This is a genomic window from Streptomyces sp. NPDC001606, assembly GCF_053596835.1.
Map to the genome: position 1 here is coordinate 288,487 of NZ_JBSFHC010000006.1, position 20,731 is coordinate 309,217.

Below are 20,731 nucleotides of genomic sequence, written 5' to 3' on the forward strand. Positions count from 1 at the left end.
GTGCAACATGGCGGCATGGTCTCGACAAGCGCACCGTCACCGTCGCCGTACGGCAGCACGCACGACGTCACCAACCAGGCGCCCCCGCTGGCCCCTTACGACGCCTCCGCCGACCCGGCCCTGCTGGAGGGCCTGCGCCGGGAGGGCGCCGGGTGGGCCGAGGAGGACCTCCGGCGGCTCGGCGTCCGCGCCGGCAGCGCGCAGGCACAGGAGTGGGGTGAGCTGGCGAACCGCTACGAGCCGGTGCTGCGCACCCATGACCGGTACGGCCACCGGGTGGACGAGGTGGACTTCCACCCCAGCTGGCACCACCTGATGCGCACGGCGGTCGCTGAGGGCCTCGCCGGCGCTCCCTGGGCCGACAGCCGGCCCGGCGCGCATGTGGCGCGTACGGCGGGCGGACTGGTGTGGGGGCACACCGAGGCCGGGCACGGCTGCCCGACGTCGATGACCTACGCAGCCGTACCCGCACTGCGCGCCCAGCCGGATCTCGCCAAGGTCTACGAGCCGCTGCTCACCAGCCGGGAGTACGACCCCGAGCTGCGGGTGCCCGCCGAGAAGCCCGGCCTGCTGGCCGGAATGGGCATGACCGAGAAGCAGGGCGGTTCGGACGTCCGCACCAACACCACCGTGGCCACCCCGACGGCCGAGCCCGGCGTGTACACGCTGCGCGGGCACAAGTGGTTCACGTCGGCGCCGATGTGCGACGTGTTCCTGGTGCTGGCGCAGGCCCCGGGCGGGCTGTCGTGCTTCCTGGTGCCGCGGGTGCTGCCGGACGGCAGCCGCAACACCTTCCGCATCCAGCGGCTGAAGGACAAGCTCGGCAACCGCTCCAACGCCTCCTCCGAGCCGGAGTTCGACCAGACCGTGGCCTGGCTGGTGGGCCCGGAGGGGCGGGGGGTGAAGACCATCATCGAGATGGTCAACTGCACCCGGCTCGACTGTGTGATGGCCTCGGCGACCCTGATGCGCAAGGCACTGGTCGAGGCGGGCCACCACGCCCGGCACCGCAGCGCCTTCGGCGCCCGGCTCGTCGACCAGCCGCTGATGCGCAACGTCCTGGCCGATCTCGCGCTGGAGTCGGAGGCGGCGACGACGCTGACCCTGCGGCTGGCGGGCGCGGCGGACCGCGCGGTGCGCGGCGACGCCGGGGAGCGGGCCTTCCGGCGGATCGCGACGGCCGTGGGCAAGTACTGGGTCACCAAGCGGGGCCCGGCGTTCACCGCCGAGGCGCTGGAGTGCCTGGGCGGCAACGGGTACGTGGAGGACTCCGGGATGCCCCGCCACTACCGGGAGGCCCCGCTGCTGTCGATCTGGGAGGGCTCGGGGAACGTCAACGCGCTGGACGTGCTGCGTGCGCTCGGCCGCGAACAGGACACCGCCGACGCCCTGTTCGCCGAACTCGCCCTCGCGCGCGGGGCGGACGCCCGGCTCGACGCGACCGTGACCGCGCTCAAGGACCAGTTGGCCGAGACCGACCAGGTCGGCGCGCGGCGCCTGGTGGAGCGGATGGCGCTCGCCCTCCAGGCGTCCCTGCTCGTACGGCACGCCCCGCACCCGGTCGCGGACGCCTTCTGCGCGAGCCGGCTGGGCGGTGACTGGGGGCACGCGTTCGGCACGCTGCCCGCCGGGACGGATCTCGGGGCGATCCTGGAGCGGGCGCTGCCCGGCCGGAACTGACCCCCTGCCCGGGCGGCCGCGCCCGGCCCGGCCCGGTGGCCGGTGAGCGCCGACGGATCGCACACAGTCAGCATCCGCTTCCGTACCGTTGTCAGTGCCGTGGTGCACACTCGCGATCAGGTGGCACTCGTCTGGGGAGGACAACGTGTTCACGGGGATCGACGAGGTCGACTGGGCCGCGCTGCGGCACGCGCACGGCAGCGCGGAGGACGTGCCCGGATGGCTGCGGTCACTTCAGTCCGCGGACACCGCCGAGCGGGCGACCGCGCTCGACGGGATGTACGGCGCGGTGCATCCGCGCGGCAGGGTGTACGACTCGACGCTCGCCTGCGTCCCCTTCCTGCTCTCGCTCGCGGCCCGCGAGGAGGTGCCGGACCGGGGCGGCATCGTGGAACTGCTGGTGAGCATCGGGGCGGAGAGTGCGGGCGGGGACACCCGGGCGCGGGAGGCGGTGTGCGCGGGAGGCGAGGTCTTCGCGCTGCTCGCCGGTGATCCCGACCCCGTGGTGCGCCGGGCGGCCGCCGGGGGCGTGGTGCGGTTCCTGGACGAACCCGCGCGTGTGCTCGGCCTGTTACGGGGGCGGGTCCGGGCCGAGCGCGACGACCGGGTCCTGCTCGCCCTGGCGGAGGCGCTCGGCCTGTGCGTCCGCCGGTTCCCCGGGCAGGCCGGGCCGGCGGTGGACCTGCTGGCCGAGCTGAGCGCGCCGCCGTATCCGCCGGGCCTCCGGCTCGCCGCGCTCGGACAGCTCGCGCTCGGCGCTCCCGCCCGGCTTCCGGCCGGCTGGGTGCCGACGGCGGTCGGGCTGCTGCGGGAGCGGTCCGCGCACCGCGTGCGGATCCCGGAGGGCTGCGACGCCGACACGCTCGTGGGGCGGATCCGGCGGCTGCGCCCGTCCGACGAGGAGGGCTACCAGCTGCTGCGCACCCTGCACACCGCGCTCGGTGACCGGGTGGACGACCGGATCGCGCTGCTCGCCGGGCAGTTGACGAGTCCGGATCCGGTGGACCGGTGCAATGGCGTGTGGATGTCGGCCCAGCTCGTCCGCGGCTGGCGCGGTGACCACACGGAGGCGGTACGGCTGCTGGGCGCCCAGCTGGACTGCGAGCACGACCGGTTACGGGACGCGGCGGTCTCGGTCCTGGCCGAGCTGTTCACGCTGGCCGCGCCCGCCGCGGACGCTCTGCACGCGCTGGTGACCGCCCGGCCGGAGCTGTGGACGCACCGCTGGGAGCGGGGCGCCCCGACGCTGGGCGGCCCGCTGAAGGCGCTGGTCCGCAGCGGCGATCCCCGTGCCGTTCCGCCTCTGGCCCGGCTCCTGGCCGGGCCGGCGGCGCCCGTCGGGCTGGGGTTCGAGATCGCGCACCTGGGCCGGGCGGCGGCCCCGCTCGCCCCGGCCGTACGGCACCGGCTCGGCCGGATCCCCCTGTCCTCCCCCACCGCTGCCCGGCTCGCCGCGCCGCTGCTCTCGGCGGTGGCGGCCATCGGCGACGAGGCGGCGGTCGCTCAGGTGCTGCGGCTGCTGTCGGGCGCCCCCGACGGGCTCGGGGCGCGCGACGCGCTCGTGGCCCAGGTGGTCGAGACGCTGGAGGCGCTGGACGCGACCGCGTGGGCGGTGCCCTCGCTGCGCGCGCTGCTGCCCACGCGGCACGCGGCCGTCGCGGCGGGCGCGCTGTGGTCGGCGCACGGGGACTCCGACGCCCTACTCCCCGTGCTGCTACGGGAGCTGACACAGGGCGATCCGGGGCGCCGCCGGCTCGCCGTCCGGCAGCTGGGCAGACTCGGGCCGGCCGCTCGCGCCGCCCTGCCGGAGCTGCGCCGGGCAGCACGGTCCGGGCCGCCGCGGGAGCGGGTGTCGGCCGCGTGTGCGCTATGGCGCATCGGCGGGGATCCGGAACCCGTCCTGCCGGTGCTCCGGGCCGCCTGGACGGAGGACCCGGGCAGCCGCGGCCCGGTCGCCCGCTGCCTCACCGCGCTCGGCCCGGCCGCGGCACCGCTGCGCGACCTGACGGCGGCGGAGCTGTCCCGCCCCCGCCGCCACACGGCCCTGACGACCGGCACGTACGACACCCGGGCCATCCCCGAGGACGAGGCGCTGCTGCGGGCGTGCCGGGAGGTGCTGGCCGCGCTGTAAATCCCCCGAGCGAGGGGCTCGCCGGGGACCCCGCCGCCCGGTCTCAGGCCCCTGCACCGACCCGCCCACCCACACGAGCCCACAACAACACCGTTCCAGCCCCCACCTGGACAACAGCCCCACCCAGACGCGAGGCCATGGCGTCAGCAACCGGACAACGCGGGAAACCGCACCGGTCCCATCAGCCACAGGGGCCACCGCGTGCCGGACCGGCCAGGCCGGGAGACGGTCGCGGAGAAGGGCCGGAACGGGCCCGGGCGGAACACCCGGGGGCCGGGGGCCAGGGTCAGACCGTGCGGCCCCACTGCGGGCCGAGGCGGGCCCATTCCGTGTCCCAGGCCGCCATGCGGCGGCGTTCCAGGCGGCCGCGCAGGAGGAGCCCGCCGGCGAATGGGACCGCGGCGGCGCTCGCCCCGACCAAGGCGCCTGCCAGGGCGGCCCGCAGCGCGGCCTCGGGGGCGGTGGTGGGGCGGTCGGTGAGGCGGCCGCGCGGGTCCGTCCAGACGGTGAGGGGGGTGCCGTCCCGGGTGCCCGCCTCCACCTGGACCCGGCCGGTGTGCACGGAGCCGTCCACCGCGGTCCAGCGCATCGTCGCCCAGACCTGGTCACCGGCGCCGGTGCGGCCGCCCTCGGCCGCCGGCTTCGGAACCCTGCCGACGACGCGGGCGACGACGGCATGCCGGCTCGCGCGTTCCCCGGCCAGCCCCTGCTCCACCGAGCGGGCCGCCATGAGCCCGCCGAGCAGCCCGGCCAGGACGGTCAGCAGCCAGGCACCGAGCAGTACCCATGCCTCCACCACATCGGCCCGGCGCTTGAGCGGGTTACGCCGCCAGCGCCACAGCCACACCTTCGGACCACGCAACGCCATCAAGGGCATCCTCCCCAGAGCACACCTGCCGGCGGACCACCCCTCCATACGGGAGAGATCCCTCCGTTGCTCACGACGAGCCGTCCACCCCGACGGTCGCACGAGACGCCCCCTTCGCGCAGGCGCATCCGCGAACGGAACCGGCTGTTCCCGGCCACACCCCTCCCCACCCCGGCGACACCCCGGGCACACCGCGCTGACCTGCGACGGAGCGCGCTGCACGGGAGAGTGTCAGTGGCGGGGTGCAGACTGGCCGATATCTGACGCATACCTGGACAACGGCGTCCCGGAGGTGATCGGCATGACCGAGGTACTGCTCGCGGTGGGCACCCGAAAAGGCCTGTTCATCGGGCGGCGGCGGGGCGGGAGCCAGTGGGAGTTCGACGAGAGTCCGTATTTCAACGCCCAGGCGATCTACTCGGTCGCGATCGACACCCGCGGCGCGCGGCCACGGCTGCTGGCCGGCGGCGACAGCGCGCACTGGGGGCCGTCGGTGTTCCACTCCGACGACCTGGGCCGCACCTGGACCGAACCGGCGCAGCCGGCCGTGCGGTTCCCGCAGGACACCGGCGCCTCCCTGGAGCGCGTCTGGCAGCTGCACCCGTCGGCCGCCGAGCCCGATGTGGTGTACGCGGGCACGGAACCGGCCGCGCTGTACCGCTCGGCGGACCGCGGCGAGACCTTCGACCTGGTGCGGCCGCTGTGGGAGCACCCCACCCGCAAGCAGTGGGTGCCGGGCGGCGGCGGTGAGGGCCTGCACACGGTGCTCACCGATGCCCGGGATCCCGACGCGGTGACCGTGGCCGTCTCGGCGGCCGGGGTGTTCCGCAGCACCGACGGCGGGCAGAGCTGGGCGCCGTCCAACTCCGGTGTGTCGGCGGTGTTCCTGCCCGATCCGAACCCGGAGTTCGGCCAGTGCGTGCACAAGGTCGCCCGGGACGCGGGCGACCCGGACCGGCTGTATCTCCAGAACCACTGGGGCGTGTACCGCAGCGACGACGCGGGCGCGCAGTGGACCGACATCGGCGCGGGGTTGCCGTCCACGTTCGGCTTCGCGATGGCCGCCCACCCGCGCCGGGGCGACACGGCGTACGTCTTCCCGATCAACGCCGACGCCGACCGGGTGCCGGCCGACCACCGCTGCCGGGTCTTCCGCACCGCGGACGCGGGCCTGAACTGGGAGCCGCTGACGCATGGGCTGCCGGCCGAGGACCACTACGGCACGGTGCTGCGGGACGCGCTGTGCACCGACGACGCCGACCCGGCGGGCGTGTACTTCGGCAACCGCAACGGCGAGGTGTTCGCCTCCGCCGACGACGGCGACAGCTGGCAGCAGCTGGCCTCGCACCTGCCGGACGTGCTCTGCGTACGGGCGGCGGTGGTCGGCTGACGGCGCCGCCGCGGGCGCGCGGGCGGGGGGCGGTCGTGCTCGGGCCATCGTTTGATCGCCGACGGGTGTACGGCAGTAGGGTGACGCCCGTGGCACCACGACCCTTGCATGAGATCGTCGAACCGGGCTGGGCGAAGGCCCTCGAACCCGTGGCCGGACGCGTCGCCGCGATGGGCGACTTCCTGCGCGCGGAGATCGCCGCGGGACGCACCTACCTCCCGGCCGGACCGCATGTCCTGCGCGCCTTCCAGCAGCCCTTCGACGAGGTACGGGTCCTGATCGTCGGTCAGGACCCCTATCCGACCCCGGGCCACGCGGTGGGCCTGTCCTTCTCGGTCGCGCCCGAGGTGCGCCCGCTGCCGCCGAGCCTGATCAACATCTTCCGGGAGCTGAACACCGACCTGGGGCTGCCCCAGCCGTCCACCGGTGATCTGACGCCGTGGACGCAACAGGGGGTGCTGCTGCTCAACAGGGCGCTGACCACCGCGCCACGCAGCCCGGGCGCCCACCGGGGCAAGGGCTGGGAGGAGGTCACCGAGCAGGCGATACGGGCGCTGGCGGCGCGCGGCAAGCCACTGGTGTCCATCCTGTGGGGCCGTGACGCCCGCAATCTGCGTCCGATGCTGGGCAACCTGCCGGCGGTGGAGTCCGCGCACCCCTCGCCGATGTCGGCCGACCGCGGGTTCTTCGGCTCGCGTCCGTTCAGCCGGGCGAACGACCTGTTGATCCAGCAGGGCGGGCAGCCGGTGGAGTGGCGTCTGCCGTGACCGTGTCCGGGTATCTCGCCGTGGACTCCGGGGGCTCCGGCCTCCGGATCGCGGTCGGCGTGCCGGGGCGGCCGCCGGCGGCCCGGCGGGAGACCCGGGAACCGGTGCGCACGGCAGACCGCGGCATCGATCCCGCCCATCTGCTGGAGCAACTCCTGCCGCCGGCCCGTGCGTCGGCTGCGGAGGCCGGGCTGGACGACCTGGCCACCGCGGTGGTCGGCGCCGCCGGGTTCGCCGCGCTGGGTGACGCGCTGCGGGCCGAACTGCCGGGCGCGCTCGCCCGTGAACTGGGAGTACGGCGGGTCGCGCTGGCGGCCGACGCCGTGACCGCGTACGTCGGTGCCCTGGGGCCGCGTCCGGGTGCGGTGCTCGCCGCGGGCACCGGCCTGATCGCGGTCGGCACCGATCTGCGGGACTGGCGGCGGGCCGACGGCTGGGGGCATCTGCTGGGCGACTGCGGCAGCGGGGCCTGGATCGGGCGCGCCGGACTGGAGGCGGCGCTGCGCGCCCACGACGGCCGGGACGGCGGCTCCGCACCGCTGCTGACGTGCGCAAAGGAGCAGTTCGGGCCGGTGCGCGGACTGCCCGGGCAACTCTACCCGCGCACCGACCGGCCCGCCGTCCTCGCCTCCTTCGCGCCCCGGGTGGCCCACTGCGCCGGACACGACCCGGTGGCGGCGGGCATCCTGCGGGCGGCGGCCCGGCACCTGGCCGAGTCGGCGGCGGCCGTCTGCCCGGCGGACGGCGCTCCCGAACTGGCACTCACCGGCGGGCTGTTCAAACTGGGGGATCCGCTGCTCCTACCCCTGCGCGAGGAGTTGGCGAACCGGCTTCCGCATGCCCGGCAGGTGCCGGCCGAGGGCGACCCGCTGCACGGAGCGGTACGGATCGCGACCGATCTGGCGTCGGACCGGCTCACCCTGCCGGGTGAACCGTCGCTGCTGTACCTGGTCGCCGAGCCGGCACGGTGAGGAACGAGGGAAGAGTCCCCGCAAAGGCGGATTGACCCCCTTGGCACCCCATGCGCCCGGTACCTGCCCGGAACACGCCCAGACCGGGCGTAACTCATCAGACAAAACCGGACGGATACCGCTCACCTGCACCCTCCCCGAACGGCGGAGTCGACAAAGCCAGTAACATGCGGCGCCATGAGCTCCCCCACTGGGCCCGAGTCCGGCCTGCCAGTACGAATGCCGCGACCCCGCCAGCCCGGACGGCACCGCCGACCGGAACCGCTGGTCGCTCCCGAGGGCGCGCCCGCGCTCGTCCTCGCGGTGCCCGGCGCGCCCAGCGCCGGCACGCGCAGCCTCGCCGAGGAGGTCGTGAGCATCGCGCGCTCCGAGCTGCCCGGCCTGGACGCGCGGATCGGCTACCTGGACGGGGACGACGCCGAGTTCCCCTCGCTGCGTGCCGTTCTCGCGCACGCCGCCGAGGAGCGCACCGCCCGTTACGAGCAGGCCGTCGCCGCCGGTGTCGAGGGGATCAAGGAGCCCGACGGTCCGGTCGCCGTCGTCGTACCGCTGCTGGCCGGTCCGGACAGCGCCCAGCTGCGGCAGATCCGGCAGTCCGTGATGGACAGCCGGGTCGCCGCCGACCTGACCGATGTGCTCGGCCCGCACCCGCTGCTCGCCGAGGCGCTGCATGTGCGGCTGTCCGAGGCGGGTCTGGCGCGCGCCGACCGTGCCCGGCTGTTCACCGTGGCCACCGCCGCGGACGGCATCATCCTGGCCTCGGTGGGCGGTGACGAGGCCGTGCAGGCGGCCGGGATCACCGGCATGCTGCTCGCCGCGCGCCTGGCGGTGCCGGTGATGGCGGCGGCCCTGGACCAGGAGGGTTCCATCGCCTCCGTCGCCGAGCAGCTGCGCTCCTCCGGCTCGCAGCAGCTGGCGCTGGCGCCGTACCTGATCGGCCCGGAGATCGACGCGGCGCTGCTCGCGGCGGCCGCCGAGGAGGCGGGCTGCGCCACGTCCGAGGCCCTGGGCGCGTACCCGGCGATCGGCAAGCTGGCCCTGGCCAAGTACACGACCGCCCTGGGCATCGCCCCGCAGCAGCCGCAGGGCGCCCCGGTCCGCTGACCGCCGACGGCACCCGTACGACAGGGGCCCGCTCCGCACCCGGAGCGGGCCCTTCGCTCGTGCCGCCAGGCCGCCGGCGCGCGCCTCAGCCGAAGGCGACGCAGGAGGCCGCGGCGACCCGCACCGAGCCGTCGTAGCGCGGCAGGCCCGTCGGCCCGTCGACGGCGAACCAGGTCACGTCGCCGGAGCGCTCGTTGGCGGCGTACAGGAAGCCCTCGTGCTCGACGAGGGCGCGCGGCCAGTGGCCGCCGCAGGGCACGGTGCCGACGAGCCGGAGGCCGTCCGTGGTGACGGCGAGGACCGACAGGACGTCCTCGCCGCGGGTCGCGGTCCACACGAAGCGGCCGTCCGGGGAGACGGCGACGCCCGACGGGTAGGCGTCGCCTGCCGGGGCGCCCGGGAGGACCGGGACCTCGGTCAGTGGCTTGAGGGCGCCGCCGGCCGGGTCCCAGCGGCACACGGTGACGGTCGGGGTGAGTTCGTTGACGACGTAGGCGTGCTCGCCGTCGGGGTGGAAGGCGAGGTGGCGCGGGCCCGATCCCGGGCGCAGCGCGAACTCGCGGTGCAGCACGGGCGTACCGCGCTCGATGGCGCACACCCGGACCGAGTCCGTGCCGAGGTCGACGCTGACGGCCCACCGGCCGCTGGGGTCGGCCTGCACCTGGTGGGCGTGGGGGCCGCGCTGGAGCCGGTCGTGCGGGCCGGAGCCGGTGTGCTGGAGGATTCCGGAGGGCGCGGCCGCGAGCGTGCCGTCCGGGCGCACGGGTACGGCGGTGACGCTGCCGGAGCCGTAGTTGGCGGTCAGCACATGGCCGGCGTACAGGCCCAGGTGGGTGGGACCGCTGCCGTGTACGGGCACGGGTGGCCCGCAGAGTTCGGGCCGGTCGCCGTCGACCCGGTAGGCGGCCACGGCGCCCTCGGCGGTCTCACTGACCGTGTAGAGGGTCCGGCCGTCCGGGGAGAGGGCCAGGTAGGAGGGGTCGGGGAGGTCGTCGACGGCGGCGCGGAGGGTGAGGGCGCCGCTGTGCGGCGCACGCTCCGCGGTCACCAGTCCCGGCCCGCCCGCCGCCGTGAACGACCCGATGAAGGCCCGCCGCGCCCCGCCCGGCCTGCCGCCCTGTGCCACCGCTGTCCCCTCTCGCTCGAGCTGGTCCGGGGCCGACGGTAGCAGCAGGGCAGGCCGGTCTAGACCAAGACTCCTCCGGGGAACGGTCTCTCAGGCTGGGGCCGGTCTCTCAGGCACCCACCAGGCGGGAACCCGACGGCGTGCGGAGGGGCTCGGCCAGGTCGGCCAGGGCGCGTTCCAGGCCGTGGAGGTGGGCCAGGGCGGGCTCGGTGGGCGGGTCGGCGGGGTGGTGCGGGGGTTCGGAGCCGCCGGTGGTGAGGGCCTCGACGGCGGCCTCGACGCGCCAGCAGGCCGCGGCCAGGCGGGCGTCGTGGGAAGCCTCCGGGTCGGCGGCGACCGCGACCAGGCCCCGGATCTCGCGGGCGCAGTCGTCCAGCAGCGCGAGGACCCGGCGGGCACGGCGCTTGCGGGCCGGCATGGGGTTCAGCGGGTGCACCAGCGGGGCGACCGAGAGCCGGACCCGGCCGAGCAGCTGCTCCAGTTCCGCCACGCGCGGCGCCGGGTCGGCCGCGTCGGAGCCCGCGAGGCGCGCGGCGGCCTCGGCGGTGCAGGCGTGCACACAGCGCAGGGCGCGCTGGATCCAGGCGTCGGTGGTGACGTGCGTGGTGACCGGCAGGACGAGAACCACGGCCAGCGCGGCACACAGCGCGCCCACCCCGGTCTCCGCGAGACGGAGCCCGAGGAGGCTCGGGTCCAGCACGCCCAGCAGGCCGTACAGCGAGCTGGCCATGACCGTCACCGACAGCATCATCCAGGAATACGAGACGGCGGCCGTGTAGAAGATGCCGAAGACACAGACGGCGACCAGGGCGGCCGTCGGCGCGGGCGCGCCGTGCAGCGGGATGGCGACCAGGAGGCCGACGACGATACCGATCACCGTTCCGAGGACCCGGCGGAAACCGCGGACCAGGGTTTCGCCGCGGGAAGCCGTGTTGACGAAGATCCACCAGACGGTACCGACGGCCCAGTACCAGCGCTGTTCGGAGAGCAGCTGCCCGACCAGCAGGGCGAGAGCCGAGGCAGCCGTGGCCTGGAAGGCCTGCCGGGTGGTGACCCGCGCCAGTCCGCTGCCGGGCAGGGCCGACGGGGCCGGCGCGGGAGGGGTGTGGCGCTCGATGGGCCAGAGCACGAAACGCGTGGCGCCGGCCGCGAGAAGGGCGAGCCCCACGGTGGTGTACAGCTCGGGCAGCTGAGCGGGAACCGCGTGCAGGAACTGCGTGATGAAGAAGTTCATGAACGCGAAGATCCCGAGCGCGTGGCCCCGCGGTCCCCAGCGGCGGGCGTAGACCCCGCCGAAGACGACGGCCAGGAACGCGGCGTCACGGGCCGGGGCGATGCCGTGCAGGCTGGTGGCGAGCGCCAGCACGGGGAATCCGGCCACGGGCAGCAGGGCGGTGGTGATCCGCTGGTCACGGACGGTCGCATCGGTGACGGTGAAGAGGGCGAGCAGTGCCGCGAGCCCTCCGGTGATCGATGCCGGGAGCGACAGCCCGCACAGTTCGGAAACGGCGACGGCGGCGGCGACACCGATGACGGCGCGGGTCGCGTTCCGCAACCTCAGGCGCCCCGGGTCCGGAGCCACGAACATCCTCTTCACGGCGGTGCGCCGCCCCCTCCTGGTGGTACGCGTCCTGCCGGCGGTCGTCCCGGGTGGCGGACGACGAGCAGGCACGACGAAGGCACCGCGGTCCGGAACCGGCTTCGTCGCCGTCCGGCGCTACGCGGCGCAACAAGTACATGGATGGGACAAAGATAACCCCGGTCCTACCCATTGGCTCAACTGTCGCACCATCGACTGCGCCAATGGCACAGCTGATCCGTCTCGATGTCGGCCACCGGGAGGCCAATGGGTCAGACCTCAGCCAGGCACTCCCCGATTCCGGCTCTCTGGTCGAAGTGGCTGTCCCTGCCGTCTCGCTGTACCAGTCGCCCCATCGCGGCCGCTTGGGCCCGCGGCATGAGGGTCCAGCTGCCGTCGGTGCGGCGCAGGGCGGCGGAGTGCCAGGGAGTGGTCCAGGCGTCCGGGGCGTCGAGGAGGCGGATGCCGAATTTCGTGGCGCCGATGGGCTGGGGGTGGATGGAGAGGCGTACGGCGCGGGGGTGGTGTTCCGCGATCAGGGTGCCCCAGGCGCGGCTGCGCTGGATGACTCCGTAGGCCCGTCGCCGGCATGCGCGTTGGCGGGCGGAGCGGGTGCCGGTCCGGTCGGCGGTGTCCTCGACGAGGAAGCGGGTGATGCCCCGGTAGAGGGCGAGGGCCTGGTCGTCGGTGCGGATCTCGGCGCGGAGGGCCTCCAGGGTGGGGGCGTAGCGCTCGTGGACGTGGCTGCGTTTCGCGTCGTACGGGAGGTCGCCGAGGATGTCGCGGAGGTCGAAGACGGACAGTCTGTGCAGGCCCATCCGGCCTATCTGTGTGCGCAGGTCGTCGGCGTAGGCGTCGATGTGATCGTCGGGGACGCCGATGAGGTCGCCGAAGATGTGGCCGTCGGAGCAGATGATGACGCGGGCGCCGGGTGGGTGGATCCGCTCGATCCCGGTGCACAGGCTGTTCAAGAAGGTCAGGGAGAGGCGTTCTCCCTGGTCGGGGAGGTGGCTGAGGACTTTGGCGGGGTTGGGCGACTTGCAGGGGAAGCCGGGCAGGGTGAAGAGGATGGGGGCGGCGTCACGTACGAAGGCGGCGATGCGGCGCAGCTGATGCGGGAACGCTTCCGCGGGAGCGGGAGCAAGGTCGGTCGTGCGGTGGTGGGGCAGGAGCAGGTTCAGGATCTCGGTGGCGGTGCGCGTGGAGAGGGTGTCCCGGGCGGTCGTCAGGGGCATGTCGTTCCTCCTGGGGTACGGGGGCGGACGAGGGCATGTCGACATGGCGCCGTGGCGGGTGGGGAAGCCAGGCGCCTGGAGGCAGCGGGCGTGGTCAGCCGGGGGCCGGTCGACTGGTGTGGCCGGGTCCGGTCAGCGGTGCGTCGGTGTCAGACGCGGCGGTCGTAGCCGACGGGCAGGTGGTGGGTGCCCCGGCCGAGGACGGCCGGTGTCCACTCGATGTCCTCGTCCGCGAGGGCCGGACGGAGGCCGGGCAGGCGGGCGAGGAGGGTGCCGAGGGCGATCCGGAGTTCGGCGCGGGCCAGGGCGGCGCCGGGGCAGAAGTGGATGCCGTGGCCGAAGGCGAGGTGCGGGTTGGGCGAGCGGTCGAAGTCCAGGGTGTCCGGGTCGGGGAAGCGGCGCGGGTCCCGGTTGGCCGCGCACAGGGAGACGATCACCGAGTCGCCGGCCGGGACCTGCGTGCCGTGCAGGTCGCTGTCCTTGGCGAAGAAGCGCCAGGTGGTGAGCTCGAAGGCGCTGTCGTAGCGGAGGAGTTCCTCGACGGCGCTGGGCAGCAGGTCCGGGTTGTCGCGCAGGCGGGCGAGCTGGTCCGGGTTGCGGAACAGGGCGATCAGGGCGGTGGTGATCTGGTTGGTGACCGGTTCCTGGCCCGCGACGAGGAGCTGGAAGATCATCGAGTCCAGTTCCTCCTGGGACAGTTCGCCGCGGTCGCGGGCCAGGACCAGGCGGCTGAGCAGGTCGTCGTCCCCGTGGTCGCGCTTGTGGGTGACGACGTCGGCGATATAGCTCTGGAGGCCGTGCAGGCGGGCCTCGTAGCGGGGGCGGCCGGGGTCGGTGGGGCCGACCGGCTGGACGACCTTGCCCCAGTCGCGGTCGAAGCGGGCCGCGAGGTCCCGCGGGAGGCCGATGACTTCGGCGAGGACCTGGAAGGGGAAGGGGGCGGCGAAGCCGGTGACCAGGTCCGCGGGGCCGTGCTCCGGCAGTGCGTCGACGAGGGCGTCGGCCAGTTCCTCGAAGCGCGGGCGGAGCCGCTCGATGCGGCGCGGGGTGAAGGCGTCCGTCACGAAGCGGCGCATCCGGGTGTGCTGGGGCGGGTCCTGGTGGAGGAGGTGTACCTGGAGCTGGGAGTGCTGCGGCTCGGGCATGATCGAGGCGCGGGCGCGCCAGCGGTCGTTGCCGCGGTCGTGGTTCTTGCCGAGGCGGTCGTCGTTCAGGGCGGCGTGGGCGGCGTCGTAGCCGGTGACGAGCCAGGCGTGGACACCGCTGGGGAAGAGAACGCGGTGGACGGGGCCCGCCTCGCGCATCTGCTCGTACAGGGGGTAGGGGTTGCTCTTGTAGGGGCAGCCCATCAGCGGTACCGGGTCGGGCAGGGGGTCCGGATCCGCGGCCGGCCGCTGGTCCTGGAGGGTCATGTCAGGGCTCCTCAGAGGGCGAGTTCGGGCTGGTAGTGGTCCAGCCAGAGGGCGAGGTCGACGACGCGTTCGAGGCGCAGGCGGTGGCCCCACTCCAGCCGGTCGGGCGGGGTGTCGAGGCAGGGCTTGATACGGGCCTCGTCGGCGAGGGCGCGGACCTGTCCGGTGGCGAGCGCGTCGCGGGCCAGGTCCTGTAGTCCGCGGTTGTAGTCGGGGTGGTGGGTGGCCGGGTAGTGGTTCTTGGGGCGGTGCAGCACCGAGTCCGGAGCGAGGCCGGCGCCGATGGCGCGCAGGAGGCTCTTCTCCCGTCCGTCGAAGCTCTTCAGCGCCCAGGGGGTGGTGTAGGCGTACTCGACGAGCCGGTGGTCGCAGTACGGGACGCGTACCTCCAGCCCCTGGGCCATGCTGAGCCGGTCCTTGCGGTGCAGGAGCTGGCGCAGCCAGCGGGTCAGGGACAGGTGCTGCATCTCGCGTTGGCGGTGTTCGGTGGGGTTCTCGCCGTCCGTGTGCGGTACGGCGGCCAGCGCGGCGCGGTAGGTGTCGTCACGGAACTCGGCGATGCGCAGGCCGAGTTCCGGATTCAGGGGCATGGCCGCCTCGTCGCCCGTGACCAGCAGCCACGGGAAGGTTTCCGCTGCCAGCGCCTTCGGGCTGTGGAACCAGGGGTATCCGCCGAAGACCTCGTCCGCCGCCTCGCCGGAGAGGGCGACGGTCGAGTGCTCGCGGATCCTGCCGAACAGCAGGTACAGCGACGTGTCCATGTCGCCGACGCCGATGGGTGAGTCGCGGGCCACGACGACGGCCTTGCGGTGCTCCGGGTCGAGCAGGGCGCGCGGGTCGAGGACGACCGTGCTGTGGTCGGTGCCGATGAAGGCGCCGGCCTCGGTGGCGTACGGGGTGTCGTGGCCGGTGCGCAGGACGTCGCCGGTGAACTGTTCCGCCTGGTCGCTGTAGTCGACGGCGTAGGAGCGGATGCGGGCGTCCGGGCCTTCGCGCAGCCGGAGTTCGTCGGCGAGCAGGGCGGTCAGGACGGTGGAGTCGATGCCGCCGGACAGCAGGCTGCACAGCGGGACGTCCGCGTCGAGCTGGCTGCGGGCCGCGGCACCGACCAGGGCGCTGATCCGCTCGACGGCCGCGTCCTGGTCGTCGGTGTGGTCGGCGGCCTCCAGCTGCCAGTAGCGGCGTTGCCGGATGCCGCCCCGGTCCAGGACGAGCACGCCGCCCGGCTCGACCTCCCTGACTCCGGACCACACGGTCGGGCCGGTGTTGAACAGCAGGCTGTACGCCTCCCGCAGACCGTCCGCGTCCACCCGGGGCCGGATCTCGGGGTGGGCGAAGAGGGCCTTGGGTTCGGAGGCGAAGGCGAGGCCGCCGTCGACAGCGGCCCAGAACAGGGGCTTCACCCCGAGCCGGTCGCGGACCAGGAGCAGTCGCTGAGCGCGCTCGTCCCAGACGGCGAAGGCGAACATGCCCTCCAGATGCTCGGCCACCGCCTCGCCCCACTCGGCGTACGCCCGCAGCACCACCTCGGTGTCGCTGCGGGTACGGAACACATGGCCCCGGCTCCGCAGTTCCGCGCGCACGTCGTGGTGGTTGTAGACCTCGCCGCTGTAGGTGAGCACGGCGGTCGGCCGGTCAGGGCGGTCGGTCATCGGCTGGACGCCGCCCTGGAGGTCGATGACGGCGAGACGGCGGTGCCCGATGGCGGCCCGCTCGCCGGTCCAGACGCCTCCGGCGTCGGGGCCGCGCGGGGTGAGGGTGGCGGTCATGGCCTCGATGACCGGGGCCTGGGTGCGGGCGTCGCTGTGGAAGGACGCCCAGCCGGTGATTCCGCACATGGGGACGGTTCCTCGTTCAGGGGCGGTGGGCGGCGGGAGCCGCGTCGGGGGACATGTCGTGCACGAGCGCCGGCCTGCGTCCGCGCAGTGCGAGCAGGGGTACGGCGATACAGGCGGCGGCTGCCGCCAGGGCCAGTCCGGCGGTCACGCCGTCGTCGCCTCCGGCCAGGCCCCAGGCGGCGGTGGCCAGGGCCGGGCCGAGGGCGAAGCCGAGGCTGCGGGCCAGCTGGATGGACGAGCCCACGGTCGCCGTGCGCTCCGGCGGGGCGGCGCCCATGACGAGGGCTTGGGTGGGGCCGCCGTTCAGGCCCATGCCGAGGCCGGCCAGCGCCAGTCGCCAGGCCACGTCCGCCGGCGACCAGTCACTTCCCAGCGGCACGAGGAGGAGCAGACCGGCGGCGGTGAGGGCGGCGCCGGTGACCGCCGCTGGGCGAGCCCCGCACCTGTCGGCGAGGCGTCCGCCGACCGGTCCGGCCAGCCCCATGCCGAGCGGGAAGGCGAGCACGGTCAGACCGGTCGTGGTGGCGCTGACCCCGTCGTCGCGTTGGAGGTGCAGGGCGACGACGTAGTGCATCGCCGCGAACCCGGCCGCCAACGCCAGCACCGCCGTGTGCGCCCGGACCAGCCCCGTCGCCCGCAGTACGCCGAGCACCGGACGGCCGCCCGGTCCCCGCAGCCACCACCACAACGGCGGTACGGCGGTGAGCGCGAGCACCAGCCACGCCGGGCTGCGCGGCGCCAAGGTCAGTGCCAGCAGCACGGCGGCCACGCCGGACCCCACCAGCAGGGCATCCGCCGCCGACCGCCGGTCGGGCAGGCGCAGGCCGCCGTCCTTCGGCGTCGCCCTCCCCCACTCTCGGCTTCGCTCGAGCGGGGGGACCCCCAGCGCCACGATCAGGGCGAGCAGGCAGAAGGGGATCTTGACCAGGAAGAGGGCGCGCCAGCCCAGGTGGTCCAGCAGCAGCCCGCCCGCCGCCGGGCCGGTCACCGCGCCCAGCGGGCCCAGCGTCGCGGGCACGCTCATGGCCCGCCCACGCCGTTCCGGCCGTACCGAACGCAGGGCGAGAACCGGCATCAGGACGAAGAGCACGGCCCCGAACGCGCCCTGCGCGAGGCGGGCGGCGATCAGCCAGGACGCCCAGGGCGCGGCGGCCGCCAGCGCGCTGCACAGACCGAAGCCTGCGGTCGCGACCAGCAGCGCGGAGCGCATCCCGACCCCGTCCAGCCACCGGCCGACTGGCAACAGCAAGGACACCACGGGCAGTTGATAGGCCAGGACTGCCCACTGGGCGGTCGCCGCGGAGACGTGCAGACCGTCGGCGATGTCCGCCAGGGCCACGTTGACGATGTTCATGTCGAGCATCGCCACGAACGCCAGCAGGCCGGCCACCGCGACGAGCAGCCAGCGGTCCTGGCCGCCGACGGGTATCCGGCCGGGCTGTTCCGAACCGGGACTGTGGCCTGTCACCGTTGCCGCCCCTCACGGTCGTGGGTGGGCTGCCGGACGGCAGCCTCGTCCCACAAGTCGGGAGGGACCGCACGCGAGTTCCCGGGCGCCTCCAGAAATCATGACTGGCGGGCTGAAACCGACGTCTCCGGCGGCACAGCCGTCGCTGCCCCGTCCGCCGGCGTCCGGTGGTCGAAGGCGATGAGCGGGTCACCGGTCAGGGGATGGTCGACAACGGCCGCCCGCACCCCGAACACCTCCGCCATCAGCGCGGGGGTGAGGACGTCCCGTGGCGGGCCGGAGGCGACGACCGCTCCCTCGTGCAGGACATGGAGGCGGTCACAGACGGAGGCCGCGGCATTCAGGTCGTGCAGCGACACCAGGGTCGTACGGCGCTGGGCACGCAGGAGGGTGAGCAGCTCGACCTGGTGGCGGATGTCGAGGTGGTTGGTCGGCTCGTCCAGCACCAGGACGTCGGGGTTCTGTGCGAACGCCCTGGCCAGCAGGACACGTTGGCGCTCACCGCCGGACAGGGCCGTGAAGCGGCGTCCGGCCTGTTCCGCCATGCCGACGTCGAGGAGCGCCTGGGCGACGATGTCCCGGTCGGCGGCGTCCTCCCCGGCGAAGGCCCGCTTGTAGGGCGTACGGCCCATCGCGACGACCTCGCGCACGGTCAGCTCGAAGTCGCTCCCCCGCTCCTGCGGCAGGGCCGCCACATGCCGCGCCGACCGGAGCGGGGTCATCTCCCGCAGGTCGGTGCCGGCCAGCAGGACCCGCCCGGCGGTGGGCTTCAGGTGCCGGTAGACGGTACGCAGAAGCGTGGACTTGCCGCTGCCGTTCGGGCCGACCAACCCAGTGATCTCGCCCTCGGCGGCGACGAGGCGGGCGCCCGCGACCACCGTCCGGCCGGCGTAGGCGATGTGCAGGTCCTCGATGTCGATCCTCAACTGCCGCTCCCCAGGCGCCGGTCCAGCAGATACAGCAGGGCCGGAGCCCCGAGCAGCGAGGTGACCACGCCGACCGGCAGCTCCTGCGCGTCCATCGCCGTACGGCACACGATGTCGACCACGACCAGCAGCAGGGCTCCGAACAACGCGGAGACCGGCAGGAGGCGTCGGTGGTCACCCCCCACGACCAGGCGGCAGACATGCGGCACCATCAACGCGACGAACGCGATCGCGCCGGAGACCGCCACCAGGACACCGGTCAGCACACTGGTGACGGTGAACAGCTCGCGGCGCAGCCGGGTGACGTCGATGCCGAGTCCGGCGGCCGTCTCGTCGCCCATCAGCAGGGCGTTCAGGCCCCGGGCGCGGGCCTGGAGCCACAGCAGTGCGGCGGGTACGGCGACGGCGGGTACCGCGAGCAGTTCCCATGTCGCTCCGCCGAGGCTGCCCATGAGCCAGAACAGGACGCTGTGGGTCTGCTGCTCGTCCCCGGCCTGCAACACCAGGTAGCTGGTGAAGCCGGACAGGAACTGGCCGATCGCGACCCCGGCCAGCACCAGCCGCAGCGGCGCGAACCCGCCCCCGCGCCGGGCCACCGTCCACACCAGCGCGAACGTCGCCAGCGCACCGGCGAAAGCCGCCCCGGACAACCCCAGTCCCAGTGCCCCGCCGGCGCCCAGGCCGAGGACGATGGCGGCGACCGCGCCGAGGGAGGCGCCGTTGGAGATGCCCAGCAGGTAGGGGTCGGCCAGCGGGTTGCGCACCAGCGCCTGGACGGCCGTACCGACGAGACCGAGGCCGGCGCCGACGAGGGCGGCGAGCAGGGCACGCGGCAACCGCAGCTGCCAGACGATGAGGTCGTCCGTGCCGGGGCGCGGAGCCTCGCCGGACAGCCGCCGCCACACCACGCTCCCCACCTCGCCGGGCGGGATCGACGTCGAGCCCCAGGCCACGGCGGCCGTCAGCGCGGCCAGCAGCGCCACGGTCAGAACCGCCGCCAGCGGACCGGCGGGCAGGCTGCCGCGCTGCTCCGCGGTCGCGGCTTTCCGGCGCACCAGGGTGAAGGCCACGATCAGCCGACCTTGCCCGGGTAGAGGACCTTGGCGATGGCCACGACCGTGTCGGCGTTCTCGACTCCGGCGATGGTGGTCTGCTCGGAGCCGATGCACAGGAAGTGGCCCTCCCTGACCGCCTTCAGGCCCTTGGTGGCGGGGTTCGAGCTCAGCCACTGCTCGGCCTCGCCGAACGCCTTCTTGTTCGCTGCCTCGCTGCCGCGGTTACGGACGCCGAGCTGGATCCAGTCGGGGTTCTTGGCGATGACGTCCTCCCAGCCGACCTGCTTGAAGTCGCCGTCGCAGTCGGCGAAGACGTTGCGGGCTCCGGCCAGGGTGATCACGGCGTTGGCGATCTGGCGGTTGCAGGTGACGGAGGGCTGTTTCGTACCGGCGTCGTAGTCGAAGAAGAAGTACGTCGGCCGGTCGCTCTCCGCCCTTCCACCGACCGCCTTCTGGACGGCGGCCACCTTCCCCTTCATCTTGGCGACGAGTTCGTGCGCCTGCGCACTCGTGCCGGTGACCGCGCCGAGGGAGGTGATGTCGGCCTCGACGGCGGACAAGTCGGTCACCGGGGTCTTGCTCCGGGCGGCGCAGGCGGTGGACTTCAGGTAGATGTGCTTGATCCCGGCGGCCTGGAACTCCTCCGCCGTCGGCGCGTCTCCCATCCCTCCGCCGCCCATGCTCCCCATGGCGGCGAAGGTGTCGATGTATAGGTCGGCGCCGGAGCCCAGCAGCTTCTCCTTGGGGATCACGGTCCGGCCGAGCACCTTCACCTTCTGCGCCTGTGCGTCGAGGGCGCCGGGCAGGGTGCCCTTGCCGGGCGGGAATCCGGTGCCGATCACCCGGTCGCCGGCGCCGAGGCGGAGCAGCAGTTCCAGGCTGGAGGCGTTGCTGGTGACGATTCGCTTCGGGGCGCCGGAGAAGGTGGTCCTGGCACCCGTGCAGTCGGTGACGGACACCGGGTAACCGCCGGAAACCGCCTTCTCCGCCTGCCCCGTGTTCCCGTCCGCCGTGTCCTTCCCCCCGCCGCCGCAGCCCGCCAGCAGCAGGCCGCCGAGGACGACGGCGGCGGTACCGCCCCACACACGAGAACGCATCGAACAACTCCCGGATCCACTCGGTACACGGGCGAGCCTTCGCCACCCGCTCCAGTAGTCGGGGCGAAGGCCCTCCGAGTTCCC

At 74.2% G+C, this 20,731-nt stretch carries 16 protein-coding genes; 6 read left to right on the forward strand and 10 right to left on the reverse strand.

What is annotated here, in order from left to right; genetic code table 11:
• The first annotated feature begins 15 nt into the window (after positions 1 to 15).
• Together ACWCV9_RS14720 and ACWCV9_RS14725 are read left to right on the forward strand one after the other, a co-directional pair.
• Positions 16 to 1,680, forward strand: coding sequence for a DNA alkylation response protein (locus tag ACWCV9_RS14720; RefSeq protein ID WP_450786706.1), 1,665 nt, complete (start codon positions 16 to 18; stop codon positions 1,678 to 1,680).
• A gap of 145 nt (positions 1,681 to 1,825) precedes the next feature.
• Positions 1,826 to 3,811 carry a HEAT repeat domain-containing protein gene (locus ACWCV9_RS14725; RefSeq protein ID WP_450786708.1) on the forward strand — a complete coding sequence of 662 codons (1,986 nt, stop codon included), beginning with the start codon at positions 1,826 to 1,828 and terminating at the stop codon, positions 3,809 to 3,811.
• Between the two features lie 286 nt (positions 3,812 to 4,097).
• Here the strand turns inward: ACWCV9_RS14725 and ACWCV9_RS14730 are convergent, their stop codons facing one another.
• Positions 4,098 to 4,679, reverse strand: coding sequence for an Rv1733c family protein (locus ACWCV9_RS14730; protein WP_450786710.1), 582 nt, complete (start codon positions 4,677 to 4,679; stop codon positions 4,098 to 4,100).
• Positions 4,680 to 4,980: 301 nt separating this feature from the next.
• Between ACWCV9_RS14730 and ACWCV9_RS14735 the strand changes: the two genes are divergently transcribed.
• The 4 genes from ACWCV9_RS14735 (at position 4,981) to ACWCV9_RS14750 (ending at position 8,911) form a co-directional block, all read left to right on the forward strand.
• Positions 4,981 to 6,069: a WD40/YVTN/BNR-like repeat-containing protein gene (locus tag ACWCV9_RS14735; protein ID WP_450786712.1), complete on the forward strand. Its 1,089-nt coding sequence runs from the start codon at positions 4,981 to 4,983 to the stop codon at positions 6,067 to 6,069.
• A gap of 89 nt (positions 6,070 to 6,158) precedes the next feature.
• Positions 6,159 to 6,836, forward strand: coding sequence for a uracil-DNA glycosylase (locus ACWCV9_RS14740; protein WP_450786714.1), 678 nt, complete (start codon positions 6,159 to 6,161; stop codon positions 6,834 to 6,836).
• Positions 6,833 to 7,807 carry an N-acetylglucosamine kinase gene (locus tag ACWCV9_RS14745; RefSeq protein ID WP_450786716.1) on the forward strand — a complete coding sequence of 325 codons (975 nt, stop codon included), beginning with the start codon at positions 6,833 to 6,835 and terminating at the stop codon, positions 7,805 to 7,807. Before ACWCV9_RS14740 ends, ACWCV9_RS14745 begins: the two co-directional genes overlap by 4 nt.
• Before the next feature lie 177 nt (positions 7,808 to 7,984).
• Complete coding sequence (locus ACWCV9_RS14750) at positions 7,985 to 8,911, forward strand: sirohydrochlorin chelatase (RefSeq protein WP_450786718.1); 927 nt, start codon at positions 7,985 to 7,987, stop codon at positions 8,909 to 8,911.
• 85 nt (positions 8,912 to 8,996) lie between these two features.
• Here ACWCV9_RS14750 and ACWCV9_RS14755 read toward each other — a convergent pair whose 3' ends face one another.
• The 9 genes from ACWCV9_RS14755 to ACWCV9_RS14795 all read right to left on the reverse strand — a co-directional run bounded on the left by ACWCV9_RS14755 (position 8,997) and on the right by ACWCV9_RS14795 (position 20,647).
• Positions 8,997 to 10,037, reverse strand: a complete 1,041-nt coding sequence (locus tag ACWCV9_RS14755; protein ID WP_450786720.1) for a lactonase family protein — start codon at positions 10,035 to 10,037, stop codon at positions 8,997 to 8,999.
• 109 nt (positions 10,038 to 10,146) lie between these two features.
• On the reverse strand, positions 10,147 to 11,625 hold the full coding sequence (locus ACWCV9_RS14760; RefSeq protein WP_450786722.1) for an FUSC family protein: 1,479 nt from the start codon (positions 11,623 to 11,625) through the stop codon (positions 10,147 to 10,149).
• 263 nt (positions 11,626 to 11,888) lie between these two features.
• Positions 11,889 to 12,851, reverse strand: coding sequence for an L-tyrosine/L-tryptophan isonitrile synthase family protein (locus ACWCV9_RS14765; RefSeq protein ID WP_450786724.1), 963 nt, complete (start codon positions 12,849 to 12,851; stop codon positions 11,889 to 11,891).
• A gap of 149 nt (positions 12,852 to 13,000) precedes the next feature.
• The gene (locus ACWCV9_RS14770; RefSeq protein ID WP_450786725.1) at positions 13,001 to 14,263 is read right to left on the reverse strand and encodes a cytochrome P450 family protein; all 1,263 of its coding nucleotides are present in this window, start codon (positions 14,261 to 14,263) and stop codon (positions 13,001 to 13,003) included.
• Positions 14,264 to 14,274: 11 nt separating this feature from the next.
• Entirely contained in the window at positions 14,275 to 16,101 is a 1,827-nt protein-coding gene (gene asnB / locus ACWCV9_RS14775) for an asparagine synthase (glutamine-hydrolyzing) (protein ID WP_450786727.1), read from the reverse strand.
• Between the two features lie 16 nt (positions 16,102 to 16,117).
• Positions 16,118 to 17,569 (reverse strand): MFS transporter, encoded by a 1,452-nt coding sequence (locus ACWCV9_RS14780; protein ID WP_450786729.1) that lies wholly within the window; start codon positions 17,567 to 17,569, stop codon positions 16,118 to 16,120.
• A gap of 98 nt (positions 17,570 to 17,667) precedes the next feature.
• Positions 17,668 to 18,495, reverse strand: a complete 828-nt coding sequence (locus tag ACWCV9_RS14785) for an ABC transporter ATP-binding protein (RefSeq protein ID WP_450786731.1) — start codon at positions 18,493 to 18,495, stop codon at positions 17,668 to 17,670.
• On the reverse strand, positions 18,492 to 19,565 hold the full coding sequence (locus ACWCV9_RS14790; protein WP_450786733.1) for a FecCD family ABC transporter permease: 1,074 nt from the start codon (positions 19,563 to 19,565) through the stop codon (positions 18,492 to 18,494). Before ACWCV9_RS14790 ends, ACWCV9_RS14785 begins: the two co-directional genes overlap by 4 nt.
• A 2-nt stretch (positions 19,566 to 19,567) precedes the next feature.
• The gene (locus ACWCV9_RS14795; protein ID WP_450786735.1) at positions 19,568 to 20,647 is read right to left on the reverse strand and encodes an ABC transporter substrate-binding protein; all 1,080 of its coding nucleotides are present in this window, start codon (positions 20,645 to 20,647) and stop codon (positions 19,568 to 19,570) included.
• Positions 20,648 to 20,731: the final 84 nt, after the last annotated feature.

What these genes read in the sequence shown, in the direction of transcription:
- ACWCV9_RS14720 (WP_450786706.1), top strand. Translation starts at nt 16, where the DNA reads ATGGTCTCGACAAGCGCACCGTCACCGTCGCCGTACGGCAGCACGCAC.
- ACWCV9_RS14730 (WP_450786710.1), bottom strand. Translation starts at nt 4,679, where the DNA reads ATGGCGTTGCGTGGTCCGAAGGTGTGGCTGTGGCGCTGGCGGCGTAAC.
- ACWCV9_RS14735 (WP_450786712.1), top strand. Translation starts at nt 4,981, where the DNA reads ATGACCGAGGTACTGCTCGCGGTGGGCACCCGAAAAGGCCTGTTCATC.
- ACWCV9_RS14750 (WP_450786718.1), top strand. Translation starts at nt 7,985, where the DNA reads ATGAGCTCCCCCACTGGGCCCGAGTCCGGCCTGCCAGTACGAATGCCG.
- ACWCV9_RS14760 (WP_450786722.1), bottom strand. Translation starts at nt 11,625, where the DNA reads ATGTTCGTGGCTCCGGACCCGGGGCGCCTGAGGTTGCGGAACGCGACC.
- ACWCV9_RS14765 (WP_450786724.1), bottom strand. Translation starts at nt 12,851, where the DNA reads ATGCCCCTGACGACCGCCCGGGACACCCTCTCCACGCGCACCGCCACC.
- ACWCV9_RS14770 (WP_450786725.1), bottom strand. Translation starts at nt 14,263, where the DNA reads ATGACCCTCCAGGACCAGCGGCCGGCCGCGGATCCGGACCCCCTGCCC.
- asnB (WP_450786727.1), bottom strand. Translation starts at nt 16,101, where the DNA reads ATGTGCGGAATCACCGGCTGGGCGTCCTTCCACAGCGACGCCCGCACC.
- ACWCV9_RS14795 (WP_450786735.1), bottom strand. Translation starts at nt 20,647, where the DNA reads ATGCGTTCTCGTGTGTGGGGCGGTACCGCCGCCGTCGTCCTCGGCGGC.